General features: G+C 65.9%; 14 protein-coding genes and 1 tRNA gene. 8 read left to right on the top strand and 7 right to left on the bottom strand.

Going from position 1 to position 12,745, the window contains the following annotated elements:
* Positions 1–34: 34 nt before the first annotated feature.
* From H8M03_RS06545 to H8M03_RS06510, 8 genes are all read left to right on the top strand, one after another.
* Positions 35–337, top strand: a complete 303-nt coding sequence (locus H8M03_RS06545) for a hypothetical protein (RefSeq protein ID WP_187478688.1) — start codon at positions 35–37, stop codon at positions 335–337.
* A 31-nt stretch (positions 338–368) separates the two neighbouring features.
* On the top strand, positions 369–686 hold the full coding sequence (locus H8M03_RS06540; protein ID WP_187478687.1) for a hypothetical protein: 318 nt from the start codon (positions 369–371) through the stop codon (positions 684–686).
* Positions 687–757: 71 nt separating this feature from the next.
* Positions 758–2,305 carry a hypothetical protein gene (locus H8M03_RS06535; protein ID WP_187478686.1) on the top strand — a complete coding sequence of 516 codons (1,548 nt, stop codon included), beginning with the start codon at positions 758–760 and terminating at the stop codon, positions 2,303–2,305.
* A gap of 15 nt (positions 2,306–2,320) precedes the next feature.
* A complete protein-coding gene (locus H8M03_RS06530; protein WP_187478685.1) occupies positions 2,321–2,878 on the top strand; it encodes a DUF305 domain-containing protein in 558 nt (185 codons plus the stop codon).
* A 61-nt stretch (positions 2,879–2,939) separates the two neighbouring features.
* Positions 2,940–3,015 (top strand) — tRNA-Glu (locus H8M03_RS06525).
* 217 nt (positions 3,016–3,232) lie between these two features.
* Positions 3,233–3,916, top strand: coding sequence for a hypothetical protein (locus tag H8M03_RS06520; protein WP_187478684.1), 684 nt, complete (start codon positions 3,233–3,235; stop codon positions 3,914–3,916).
* Between the two features lie 124 nt (positions 3,917–4,040).
* On the top strand, positions 4,041–4,847 hold the full coding sequence (locus tag H8M03_RS06515; protein WP_187478683.1) for a Crp/Fnr family transcriptional regulator: 807 nt from the start codon (positions 4,041–4,043) through the stop codon (positions 4,845–4,847).
* A 66-nt stretch (positions 4,848–4,913) separates the two neighbouring features.
* Positions 4,914–5,384 carry an EF-hand domain-containing protein gene (locus H8M03_RS06510; RefSeq protein WP_187478682.1) on the top strand — a complete coding sequence of 157 codons (471 nt, stop codon included), beginning with the start codon at positions 4,914–4,916 and terminating at the stop codon, positions 5,382–5,384.
* Positions 5,385–5,405: 21 nt separating this feature from the next.
* Here H8M03_RS06510 and virB11 read toward each other — a convergent pair whose 3' ends face one another.
* The 7 genes from virB11 to H8M03_RS06475 are packed head-to-tail and all read right to left on the bottom strand — an operon-like array spanning position 5,406 to position 12,745.
* Entirely contained in the window at positions 5,406–6,410 is a 1,005-nt protein-coding gene (gene virB11, locus H8M03_RS06505; RefSeq protein WP_187478681.1) for a P-type DNA transfer ATPase VirB11, read from the bottom strand.
* A complete protein-coding gene (locus H8M03_RS06500) occupies positions 6,407–7,588 on the bottom strand; it encodes a TrbI/VirB10 family protein (protein ID WP_187478680.1) in 1,182 nt (393 codons plus the stop codon). The genes virB11 and H8M03_RS06500 overlap by 4 nt, the downstream gene beginning before the upstream one ends.
* Positions 7,585–8,274, bottom strand: a complete 690-nt coding sequence (locus H8M03_RS06495; protein WP_187478679.1) for a TrbG/VirB9 family P-type conjugative transfer protein — start codon at positions 8,272–8,274, stop codon at positions 7,585–7,587. The genes H8M03_RS06500 and H8M03_RS06495 overlap by 4 nt, the downstream gene beginning before the upstream one ends.
* Complete coding sequence (locus H8M03_RS06490; RefSeq protein ID WP_187478678.1) at positions 8,271–8,942, bottom strand: VirB8 family type IV secretion system protein; 672 nt, start codon at positions 8,940–8,942, stop codon at positions 8,271–8,273. The genes H8M03_RS06495 and H8M03_RS06490 overlap by 4 nt, the downstream gene beginning before the upstream one ends.
* Entirely contained in the window at positions 8,939–10,120 is a 1,182-nt protein-coding gene (locus H8M03_RS06485) for a TrbL/VirB6 family protein (protein WP_187478677.1), read from the bottom strand. Before H8M03_RS06485 ends, H8M03_RS06490 begins: the two co-directional genes overlap by 4 nt.
* On the bottom strand, positions 10,117–12,486 hold the full coding sequence (locus H8M03_RS06480; protein WP_187478676.1) for a VirB4 family type IV secretion/conjugal transfer ATPase: 2,370 nt from the start codon (positions 12,484–12,486) through the stop codon (positions 10,117–10,119). Before H8M03_RS06480 ends, H8M03_RS06485 begins: the two co-directional genes overlap by 4 nt.
* Entirely contained in the window at positions 12,470–12,745 is a 276-nt protein-coding gene (locus H8M03_RS06475) for a VirB3 family type IV secretion system protein (protein ID WP_187478675.1), read from the bottom strand. Before H8M03_RS06475 ends, H8M03_RS06480 begins: the two co-directional genes overlap by 17 nt.

Raw genomic sequence — 12,745 nt, 5'->3', positions numbered from 1 at the left:
TGCCCTCGCGCGCGGTCGCCCCGAAATAGGGGGCATGGCTGACATCGACGACGATATCGACGGGATCGAAGACGACGAGGACCGGCGGCTGACGATGGTCGACGAGGCGCTGGTCGCCGGCACCATCGCCAACACCAACGGACTGCTGGTGATCCTGGCCAAGCTGGTCGCCAAGGGCGTGTTCGACCGCGACGACCTCAAGGCCTTTTCCGACAGCTATTCGAAGCCGCTCGACCATGGCGGCATGCGCGAGAATGAGCTGGTCACCCAGATGCAGGACCAGATGGAATCGACTTTGGCCGAGTTGATGCGTTTCCTCAGCGAGCGCCGTGATTGAGCGTTCATCTTCGAGGGACTATGGTCGTCTGATGCACAAGCTCGCGATCCGCCTGCTCACGCTTCTGGCCGTGATGCTGATGCCGTTCGGCATGGCCACGGCCGCATCGCCGCCGCCGTCATCGCACGCGGCAATGGCGGAGCATTGCCCCGATGGGCAGCAGGCGCCGTCGCATCATGACGGAATGGTCGGCGAATGCACCATGGCCTGCGCGTCCGCGCTGCCCGCTGCCGTGCCGGAGCGCACCGCATCGGACGCAGTCGCGCCACCGGTCCTGCTATCGGCCGCCATTGCCCGGCTGGCGGGAATGGAACTGGAAATCGCCACGCCCCCGCCGCGGCTGGCCTGACGTCCCAACCCGATTCCAGTCCCTGAATATTTGAAGCCGTCGCCCCCGTGCGCACGGCGTGGAGAGAATTCGTGAAGACCAAGATATTCCTGACCGTAAGCGCGATCGCGCTTGCCAGCCTGCCGGCCGCCGCGGCCGCGCAGCACCAGAATCACAGTGCGCCGCCGGCCGAGCAGCCTGCGGCGGAGCCCGCGGCCGATCATGGCCAGATGGATCACAGCCAGATGGACCACGGCCAGCCCGCGGCGGAGCAGCCGGCTCCGGCGCCGGCGCCTTCCGAACCGGCCCCGGCCGCCGAGCAGCCGGCGATGGACCATGGCCAGATGGATCAATCGCAGATGAACCACAGCCAGCCGGCGGCGGAACAGCCGCAGGCCGGGCAGATGGACCATTCGCAAATGGACCATGGGCAGATGGATCATTCGCAGATGGCGGGCGGCCACGACATGGCCGGGCACAAGGGTGCGCTCGGCCCCTATCCAATGAACCGCGAGGCTTCCGGCACCGCCTGGCAGCCGGATCTGTCGGAGCATATGGGCGTGATGCGCCAGGCCGGCGACTGGATGTTGATGGGCCATGGCGTGCTTAACGTCGTCGGCGATCACCAGTCGGGCCGCCGCGGCGACGACAAGCTCTTCCTCAGCGGCATGCTGATGGGCATGGCCCAGCGGCCGATCGGCAACGGCACGGTCCAGTTCAAGGGCATGCTCAGCCCCGACCCGCTGATGGGCAAGAGCGGCTATCCGCTGCTGCTGGCCAGCGGCGAGACCGCCAACGGTGTCGACCTGCTGATCGACCGCCAGCATCCGCACGATTTCTTCATGGAGCTGTCGGCGTCGGTGTCGCAGAACATCGGCACCAACAGCAGCGTGTTCCTGTACGGCGGCCTGCCAGGCGAACCGGCGTTCGGCCCGCCCGCCTTCATGCACCGCGAAGCGATCATGGATTCGCCCGAAGCGCCGATCAGCCATCACTGGCTGGATTCGACGCACATCAGCTTCGGCGTGCTGACGGCCGGGCTGGTGCTCGACAAGGCCAAGATCGAAATCAGCCGGTTCAACGGGCGGGAGCCGGACCAGTATCGCTGGAACATCGAAACCGCGCCGCTCGATTCGACCGCCGTGCGGTTGTCGTACAATCCGACGCCGTCGATCGCGCTGCAGGGTAGCTGGGGTTATTTCAAGGAGCCCGAGCAACTTGAGGAAGGCGACCAGCGGCGCTTTTCGGCCAGCGCCTTGTGGGCCGACCAGATCGCTCCGGAATGGAAGGCGGCGGCGACGCTCGCCTGGGGCCGCAAGGGCATCCAGGACCATGACGAGTGGCTGTACGACGACGCGTTCGTCGCCGAAGGGTCGCTCAAGCATCGCGGCTGGACCTTCTTCGGCCGCGGCGAGATCACCGAGAACCGCGAGCTGGTCGAGGACGAACATCACGGCGAGGCATATCGCGTGGGCAAGGCAAGCATCGGCGCGGTGCGAGACTTCCGCATCGCCGAGAATGTCTCGTTCGGCGCGGGCGCGCTGGTGTCGGTCAATTTCGTGCCCGGCGACCTCAAGCCGCTATACGGATCGAGCAATCCGGTCGGCGCAATGGGGTTCGTCCGGCTGAAACTCGATTGATCAAGGAGGCGAGGAATGGACCGGCAACCTGAAGCGATGAACATGTCGTGGAGCCGGTTGGCGAGCATGGTCGCGGTTTCGACCGCGATCATGTTCGTGCTGATGTACCAGCTGGTCTACGCGTGGGACCACGCCTTCTTCAGCATCAGCCGGTTCCTCGCCTCGCTGGTCATGGCCTGCGTGATGACCGTCATCATGCTGGCCTTCATGTGGAAGATGTATCGCGGGCAGGGGACGAAGATCGCCGTTGTCGCCGTGTCGGCCCTGCTTGGCATCGCCCTTCTGGCGGTCAATCGCGGCCAGCTGCTGGTCGGCGATACGGCCTTCATGAAGGCCATGATCCCGCATCATTCGATCGCCATCAACAATGCGCGCAAGGCGCATCTCAGCGATCCGCGCGTGCGTCGGCTGGCCGACGACATTATTGCCGCACAAGTGATGGAGATCGAGGAGATGAAGCGGCTGATCGCCGACATCGACCGGAACGGGGAGCGCGGCACCACCACGCTGCCGCCGCGCCCGGCGCGGCTGACGCGCGACATGGAAGCCGAGATCGCGGCCGCCGTCCGCTAGCCGGAGCGCCAATTGACTAGGGGCGGCCCAGCCCACATATGGCGCCCGCGCCGGCGCCTCCGGCCCCTTCGTCTAGCGGTCTAGGACGTCGCCCTCTCACGGCGAAAACACGGGTTCGAGTCCCGTAGGGGTCACCAGCGGATCGACATCGCAACGCGCACCGATGGTCGCGTGCGACCGTGCCGCGCCGCCTCAAAACCTTCGGCGATCTACATCCCGATCGGACCGATGTTCGACCGCGAAGACTTGGTCCGACTTCGGCAAAATCTAGAAAAAAGTTAATTTTCACCGTGACTTCTTGTGGCAACCTCGAATCCCGGTATAGTCCTTCGCTTACCTGACAGGTGCCTGTTCATGGTCCTACGCGCCAAACCGTCGGCGGCTCAAAGATACAGCACGCTCGGCGGGGTGATCGCGGCGCATGGAATCGCGCTGCTGGTGGTGCTTTCCTACTATACGCCGGGCCAACGCGCGGCAAAGCCATCCGCGATCCACATGGTGTCGCTCGCCGCCGTCGAACAGCCGTCGCCGAAGCCGCCCAAGCCGGTGATGCCGAGCAAGCTGGTGGCCAAGCCGATCCCGCCGCAGGAACTTGCGGCGGCCATGGCGGAAGCTGCCGCGCCCGCGCCGGCAAGCACCGTCGGAACCTGCGAAACGCTCAACCTCATCTCCGCGGCGCTGCAATCCGACACCGGCGCAGTCGCCGAAGTCGCGGCGGTGCCTGAAGACATGCGCTCCGTTGCGGATGCAATCGTCGTCTGGAATGCCGGCTGGAGCGCGCCTGCGCAGGTACCCGACGGACCGCTTTCGATTGTCCGGATGGTGATCGAGGCCCGACTCAACGCCGTCGCGGAAGGCTGCCTCGACGAAACACTTGCCGGACCGCGATTGATTCCGGTGCACGTCGGGGAGCGCACGACCATGCTCGCCTTCGGTTCAGGCAACTGGACGTGGCGCCAGTTGGTCGAACCGCCGCCACCGGCAGTTGAACAGCAGAATCCATTTTTCACGATCCCGTGGCTGCAGCAGTCGATCTGATGGCGCCGCGAACCATTTTGACCCGCACTGCGGAAAGCGAGCGGGTCTGAGACCATATGAGGGAACCGGGGGCATACCGTTCGTCGCACTTGCATCCAGCCGCCTTCAACCAAGGGGCAGCTGAATGAATTTTTTCTACGAAGCGCCGGAACAGATCGAGCCGCGTCCGATCAGTTTCGATGCGTGCGCGCTCCTGCTGCGCCGGTTCCGCAAGTTCGTATCGCTCGACGCCGCCGACATTGCCGCGGTCGAGCATCTGCTTCGCAACCGCCGCCGCATGCAGGCGCACGAGATGCTGGTGCGGGAAGACAGCAAGCCTGACCGAGTTTATCTGATGACCGGTGGAATCGGCTTCCGCTACCGCTTTCTGCCCGACGGGCGCCGGCAGATATTCGGTTATCTTCTTCCGGGCGAGCTTTGCGATACGGCCTTCGTCATTTCGAACGCGTGCGATCATAACGTCGGCTTGCTGTGCGATGCGGAAGTGGCGGTCATCAATCCGGCCGAACTGATGACGACGATGGTCAATCATCCGCGTATCGAGCGCGGGTTGTTGATGATGGCGCTGGGCGATGCAGCGATCATGCGCGAATGGCTGCTCAACCTTGGCCAGCGCGATGCCTTGCACAAGATGGCGCATTTTTTCTGCGAGATGATCACGCGGCTGGAGGCTGCGGGCGCGGTCGAGGCGGACGGGTCCTACGCGCTTCCGATCACGCAGAACGAACTGGCCGACACGCTTGGCCTGACCGTGGTGCACGTCAATCGCACGCTCCAGCGCTTGCGCCACGACAGCGTGCTGGAATGGAGCCGGCGGCGATTCAAGGTTCTCGACTGGGCGCTGCTGGCAGCGGTCGGTGGGTTCAACAGCAATTATCTCGCGCTTGAAGAACGCCCGGTCGAACCCCGGCTCAACGCTTACGGCTGCTGATGACGCAGCCTGGCCACCCGAAACCCCATTGCATCGAGGATCATTGTGAATTCACGTAATCTTGTCTTGATCGCGACCGCGGCAACGGCCGTGTTCGCTTCGGCAGCCGCGACGGGACAAACCGCCGCCGGCGACACGCAGCCGCTTACCCGCGCCGGCTATCTTGCCATCATGAACGGCGAATTCGCCAAGCTCGACACCAATCGCGACGGCAAGGTGACACAGGCGGAGCTCGCAGCGCAGCAGCAGGGTGCCCGCGCAGCCGCCGCAAGCCAGCAGGCCCGTGCGCTGTTCAACGCGATCGACGTCGATCGCAACGGACAGATCAGCGTCGATGAATTCATCCGCGGCACGGTCAAGCCAGCCGCATCGACCGACGTTTCCGCGATGATGAAGCGGATCGACACCGATCGCGACGGGTTCCTGTCCGTCATCGAATATCGGGTCGCGACGCTGTCCGGTTTCGACCAGGTCGACACCGACAAGGACGGTCAACTGACCAGCGCCGAACAGCGCGCGAGCGGACTTCGCAAGTAATCGGGGGGCGCCGCCCGGTGGTTAGGCCGGGGAAGCGGTCTCGGCAGGCGGCCGCTTGAAGCCGATTTCGGTGACCAGCCGGGTGCCGTCGACCTGTCCAAGCTGGATGATGATGTCGACCGTCGCTCGGACATAATCGACCAGCTCGGCACGCCCCAGCTCGGTCCCGGCAAGCATCGACATGATCGCCAGCTGCTCGACCGCGCCGTCGGGGGAATTGGCATGGACAGTGGTAATCGACCCGGGATGGCCGGTGCCGACCGCGCGCAGCCAGGAGATGGCCTCGGCGCCGCGCACTTCGCCCATGATGATTCGGTCCGGCCGCAGCCGAAGCGCCGCCTCGACAAGGTCGGCGGGTGTGACCGAAGCTTCGCCAAGGCGACCGCGAACGGCAACGAGGCCGACCGCATTCTCGTGGCGCAACTGGATCTCGGGCGTGTCCTCGATCAGCACGAACCGTTCGTTTTCCGGCGCTTCCTTGAGCAGGGCGTTGAGGAAAGTCGTCTTGCCCGTCCCGGTGCCGCCGGAAATGACGATGGTCCGGTTGCTCTGCACCGCGAGCTTGAGGAAATCGAACGTCTTGCCGCCGTCGAGCAGAGCAGCGAGTTCGTCGTCGACGGCCTTTCGCTGCAGCGCTGCATGGCCAACGCGCGAGAAAGCCCCCGATTGCACGTAATCGGACAGCATGAGGTTGGGCATGCTGTGCCGGCGAACCGCGAAGATCAGGTTGCCGCGAGTCGCGGGCGGTGCGCACACTTGCACGCGCGCGCCATCGGGCAGGGTCGCGGCAAGCAGGGGATGTTCGCGGTTGATGCCCTGATCGGACGCGGCGGCGATTTGCCGCGCAAGCCGCCACAGCGCGGCATCGTCGAGACCGGGCGCGTCGTGCCGTTCAATCCCGCCGGGCGTTTCCAGCCACACTTCGCCGGGCCGGTTGATATACAGGTCGGTGACTTCCTCCCGCCCGAGGAACGGCGCAAGCGGTGCGAGGAACGCGTCGAGATAGACCCGTTGCGAAGCGCTCAACGGGCCGGTCCCACTTGCGTGAAGTCGAGATCCCGGGCGACGAAGATCCGTACCGACGCGCCCTGCCGGGTCGTGATCGTCGGCGGGATATCCTGGTTTTGCGTCGCCTGGCTGGCGAGGGCCGTCGCCTGACCGGCGCTGCCGACGATGATCGTCGATCCGCCCGACAAGCCGGCCGCCGCGGCACTGAGCCCGCCACTGATAACCGAAGTGAGGATGGCGCCCCCGAACCGCTGCAGGAAATGACGATTGACCTTCCCGCCAATGCCGCCGCGGCCGAGGTCGTCGGTCGCGGGCGACCCGAGTTCGATCGAAACGCCGTCGGGACGGATCAGGCGAGTCCATACCAGGAAAAGCCGCGACGCCCCTTGCGCGACGCCCGATTGATACTGGCCGATCAGCCGGCTTCCGGCGGGGATCAGGACGGCCGACCCGTCGAAACTGTAGACGTCACGCTGGACGATCGCCCGGGCATAACCCGGAAGGTCGGAATTGAGCGCCGTTTCCATCACCGCGCCGAGCACCGCGCCTTGCGGGACAAGCCGGTCGAGATTGGACATGCGGGTGGCACGGGCGACCGAAACTTCCTCGCCGCCAACCCGAGCCGAAAAGCGCTCGCTGGTGGAAAGACTGCTTTCGCCGCGCTGGGTCACCACGGTTTGTCCCGGCGCGCTGCTTCCCTGCACGACGGTTTGCGTGGTGCCTCCGGAATCGCTGCGGACTTCGACCGATGTACCGTCGCGCACCTCGGCCTGCGCCAGGTCGACGACCAGAGCCGGCGCGCGCATCCGTTCGCGCATCTTGTCGTCGGCCCCGCTGCCGGCGGGTGGGATCACGCTGGGGACATAGGGGCTCATCCGGTACGGGCTTGGCGCCATCGGCGGTTCCGGCGTCAGGCTGGCCGCCGGCGGGGAATTGTTGCCGATATTGAACGGACCTTGCTGCGGCGTGGCTGCGGCCGGGGCAGACGCCTTAAGCTGCACGGCCGGTGCCTGGCTTGCCGCGGGCGCGGCCAACGCGGGAAGACCTTCGTCCGCCTGCAACGACGCGCGCGCGCTCGACAGCCAGAAGAAGACGCCAAGCCCAAGGAGCGCGAGGAGGATCGCTACCGGGGCTACCGGCGTGCGCTTCCGGGCCAGCGCGACCATCGGACGAATGATGGGCAGTTCGTCGGTCACGATTTCGCTCCCAGCCCGTAGGTGACGGTCGCGACACGTTCTCCGCTACGCAGGGTGAAGCGGCCCGAGCGCTGCTGAACGACGACGGTGCGTCCGCGCATGAAGCTGTTGACCAACGTTTCGTCCTTGCCCGGGCCGCCAGCGAAGATGGCCGGCATCGGCTGTTCGGGCAGGAATTCGAAAAAGGTCATTTGGCCATCGTCCCAGACCCGCGCCGGACGCAGGGTCGCATCGCCAGCGACCGAATAGGAAAAGTTCAGCACCGCGGGCGGCGGTGGCGGTGGCTCTTCGATCGCTTCGACGACTTCGCGGGGGTATTCGAAATTGACCGTCCACGGCGTGCGATCGGTGCGCGGCCCGGTTTCGAGCTGGAAGGCGTAACGGCGCCGGTCGGTAATCACGGTCATGTTGGTCGCCGCCCCTTTGATCAGCGGCTTCAGAAACAGCATTTTCGCTTTCTTGTTGGGCGTGACCTGCCACGCCAGCGCGTCTCCGATGGACACGTTCTCGATGCGCTCGTCGGGGCCGAATTCAACCGTGATCTGCCAGCCGATCGCGCCGCGCAGCAGCACTACCTGGTCGGGCTGGTAGAAAACCGACTGGATATGCGGATTGACCGAACCGGGATCGGGCGCCTGCGCCGCCGTCAGCGCCAGCAGCGGAAGGATGCACAAAAGCCGCCTCATGATACGATGCCTTCCGCGTCGCGGCGGTATCGCGTCACCTGGAAGCCGAGCGGATTGTCATAACGGTCGGACTGGTTGAGCGCCCGGCCGTTGAACCCGAAGCTGATCGCCGAAACGAAGTTCGCGGGCTGGCCCGCGCCGCCGCCGGCGGCCGAACGGGTCGCCGTGTATCGCACCAGGGCGGCGGTGTCGTTGATCAGTGAAACGCTGCGCACCTTGATCGCGACGGTGTCGCCCGCGCTGAGCGTGCGCAGCGGGCTTTCCGGATTGTTGGCGGACATCTCCGCGACATAGGCAGCGGCGACCGGTCGCGCGGACATCAATTGCACCCGCCGATACTGTTCCGAAAGGTCAGTGGAATCGAAGCTTTCGCGGGCGATCACATAACCGGCGAGCTGCGCCTGGATTACCGCTTCGTTCTGGGTCAGCCTGCCGGAATCGACCGTGAAGGCCGGTTCGACCGTCCCGGTCCGGTTGTCGACCGTGACCACATATGGCTGGACGGTCTTCAGCGGCACCAGCAACGCCAGCGCAATCGCCAGCAGCAAGGCGACCGCGGCAGCGCCGGCTGCGACACGCCAAGCAATGCGCGTCTCGCGCGCGCTGGCGCTGGACTGGCCATCGGCCCAACTTCGCGCCGCAGCAAAATATTCGTCACGCTCACTCATGAATCTCTCCGGGCGGCGGCGCGGGATCGGCGCACGCCATGACGCCGCGCAGGCGGCCTGAATTCGGTTCGGCCGGCAAAGCTTTCGGCCGCTGCGGCCGGCCGTCCGGGCGTGCCGTCACGCGCGGTTCGGCTTGCACTTGCGCCGGCGATGGCGCGCGACCGGGTCGCGGCCGGCGCGGAATCGCGCCGGGCAATGGTTTCGAGGGCGCGGCTGACGGCCATGACGGAGGCAGGCGCGGCGACGGCCCCGCGATCGCTGAAGCGGGTGTCGCGGTCGATCATCACGGTTGGCGTCGGCACCGCCTCGCGAGCGCGCCGTGCGACTAGCAGCCCCGTGCCGATCTGGGACGCCGCCCGGATCGCGAACAGGAAGGCGATGACGAACACGACGCTGACCAGGCCAATGGGCATGACGGACGCATTTTCGAACACGCCCGATCCCTGTTCGGCCAACAACCGGGCGAGGATGGGAGTGAGGATCGCGAACTGGATCGCGGCGATGAGGATTGCGAATGCAGGCAGGATCGCGGCGACCGCCATCGCCGCCAGCCAGCCTTGCGCCATGCCGCGCGTGCCGTTGAACAGAATAAGACCCGCCATTGCGGGGGCGATCGCAAGCAGGATCGCGAGCACGACCTTGCTGGCGACGAGGATTCCCACCGTCGACAGGGTCAGGATGATCGCCGACAGGTTGAGCACGGCGGCCGCGGCTGCCGGCCCGCCGACCAGCGGTGAAGCGATCCCGGCGCGGCTGCGATAGCCGACCGCGGCCTGGGTTAGCCCGTCGAGCGTGTTGTCGAGCGTTTCGATCGGCGGCGGCGAATCGATCGCCACCAGCATGTCACCGGCGATCTGCGTCGGCGCCCGGGCCAGCCCGTCATAGGCCAGCGCCTGCCAGCTTGCCCACGAGGTGGCGAGTAGCAGGACGACGCCTAGCTTGACCGTCAGCGACACTGCATCGGACAAAACGATGCCGCGCCCCAGGAGCAGTCGATAGCCGAAGAAAGCGACAGCGATGATCATCAGTCCGGTAAGCGCCGTCGAAACGGTGCCGCCCGGTTGGGCCAGCGCCGCGTAGCCGCGCTCGACCATGCCCATCGCCTGGCAATCGGTGTCGACCAGCAGCCGTTCGGCAAACCGCAGTCCGGCGTCTGGCGTACAGAAGCTGCCCTTCACGCGACTTCCAGCAGGCGCGGCAGCCAGCGGTCGGGCGCATCGCCGACTTCGGTGCGAATGTCGTCGAGCAAGCGGACCGTGCGCTCGCGCCCCGAAAGGACGGTCAGCAGATCCGGCTCCGAGGCCAGGTTGAGCCGGACGACGACGCTGTCCGCGCCATGCTTGACCAGGAAGGCGCGGGCCGTTTCCGGAATGGTGCGCACCAAGTCGTATTCGTGCTGGGTCAGCCCGAAACCGTCGATGTAATCGCTTGCCTGTGCCGACGAATTGGCCATGAAGATCTGGGTGCCGGCCTGTTCGACGATCGCCGAGGCGATCTTGCTTTCCAGCGCATCCGATGCCGATTGCGTGGCGAAGCCGACGATTCCCCCGCGCTTACGGATGGTCTTTTCCCAATCGCGGATGCGGGCGACGAACACTTCGTCGTCGAGCGCCTTCCAGCCTTCATCAACGACGATCAGCGTAGGCCGGCCGTCGAGTCGCTCTTCGACCCGGTGAAACAGGTAGAGCATCGTCGGCGAGCGCAGCGCGGGCTGATCGAGGATCGCCGTCATGTCGAAGCCGATGGTGTCGGCGCCGAGGTCGAGCCCGTCGGCGGCATTGTCGAACAGCCAGGCATGCTCGCCGTCCGAATGCCACGGCGCAAGGCGGGCCGCGATGTCGTTGCCCGACGCGCGCTGGCGTCCGCGAAACAGTTCGGCAAGGAAGCGCAGCCGGCGGTGCTCCGGCGGACCGGCATAGCTGCTGTCGATGGCCTCGGCGATCCAGCCGGCTTCCTCGACGGTCGGCGGCGGGCCGTCGCCGGTCGCCAGCTTGGCAACCCATTCGGCAAGGAAGCGCCGGTTGAGCGGCGAATCCGGCAGCGCCAGGGGATTGAGGCGCGTCGCATTGCCGGGACGCAGCGTGTCGTAGGCGCCGCCGATCGCGCGCAGGAAGATTTCCGCGCCGCGATCCTTGTCGAAGAAGACGATCCGCGGCGCAAAGCGGCGGGCCTGCGCGAGCAGGAAACCCAGCACGACCGTCTTGCCCGAACCCGACGGGCCGATGATCGTGAAGTTGCCAAGGTCGCCACGGTGGAAATTGAAGAAATACGGTCCTGCCGACGTGGTTTCGAACAGGGTCACCGCGTCGCCCCAGAAATTGCCGGTGGCGGTTCCGACCGGGAAATTGTGCGCGCTGGCAAAGCCGGCAAAGTTCGCCGAGGAAATAAGTGCCCGCCGCGCGATGTAGGCAAAGTTGCCCGGGAACTGGGCCCAGAATGCTGCCTCGAGGCCAAGCTCCTCCCGCACGGCGACGAAGCCGGCGTCGGACAAGGCGGCCTGCGTTTCGCCGACGATGACGTCGAGATCGACCAGGGTCGGCGCCTTTAGAAGTACGGTCAGGTGATGCTCGCCGAACAAGGTCCGGCCGGCGGACACCTCATCCTTCGCCAGCGACAATTCGGAGCGCAGCGAGACCGCCGCGTCGTCGGCCGAGCGCATGCGCCGCAAGGCCAGGTCGATGCGCTCCATCGCCGGGCCGCGGTCGACCACTGCAAAGCTTTGCGTGACGACCATTTCGAACGGCAGCCGATAGAGGTCGTCGAGCATGCCGGCATCGGTTTCGGCCGGATAATCCTTGATCGACAGGATCGCCGCGAACTCGGGGGGCTGACCATCGACCGGGCCATATTCGACCGCGTCGGCGCCAAAGCTGATCCGCCTCCGCGCCAGCGTTTGCGCCAGTTCGCCGTGCGGCAGCAGCATCGGAGTGGTGGTGCCGTTGAGCAAAGTGGCAAGAAACTCGGCCGGCTCCGACGCCAGCCCGGTTGGCAGGTCGTAGGTACTGAGCAAGGTCGGCCCATAGGGGTCGAGCGCAGCCATCAATGCCTCGCGTGCCCGGTTGAGCTCGCGCAGGTCCGCGCTGCGGTCGGTCTTGGCGGCGGCCTGTTCACCGGTGAAAAGCTGCAACAGCTTGTCCGCCGCCTTGGCCCGGCCGGCGAGGGGCCGGACGACCAGCGTCAGGTAGAGGTCGTTGACGTACAGCCGCCGCGTCGCGAGCCGGTCGTGCCAGGCCTTGTCGAGCGCTTCGCTGAACGGATCCGGAAACTCCCCCTCAAGCTCCGGCGTGACGACCCGGCGGACGACATGATGAACAAGCGCGAACCGGGCCGAGGCGACGGCTTGAAGCATCGCATCGCGCGCCGCCTTGCGCGCTTCCAGCTGGACGGCATCGATCGTTTCGAACGGCAGGCCGTCGAGCCGGATGACCTGCATCGCCAGGCCATCGCGCGTGACGATCGTGTGGTCGTCGACCTGCGCCAGATATGGCAAATGGTCGCCAACCGCCTTTTCGCGGCGCGCGGCGCGATCACGGGCGATAGACATTGGCGCCCCACAAGCTGCGGTTGGGGACGCGCGGAACGCGCCGCAGGCGGGTCATCCACAACGACATGATGTGCGGGTCGCGCAAATGCGCGGCATAGCCCAGCGCATAGACCAGCAGCGCCGGGAGGAGCGCGAACAGGCTTTTGAAGATGAGGAAGAATTCCGCCGCCAGAATGCCGTTCAGGACAAAAAACGGATAGGTAACCCCGGCCACCATCTGCGGCCGGGCCAGGGCCCTGAACAAGCGGTCGCTGGCCAT

The organism is Sphingomonas sabuli (genome assembly GCF_014352855.1).
Taxonomy (GTDB): Bacteria; Pseudomonadota; Alphaproteobacteria; order Sphingomonadales; family Sphingomonadaceae; genus Sphingomicrobium; species Sphingomicrobium sabuli.
This window is presented reverse-complemented; position numbering and strand designations above follow the sequence as displayed.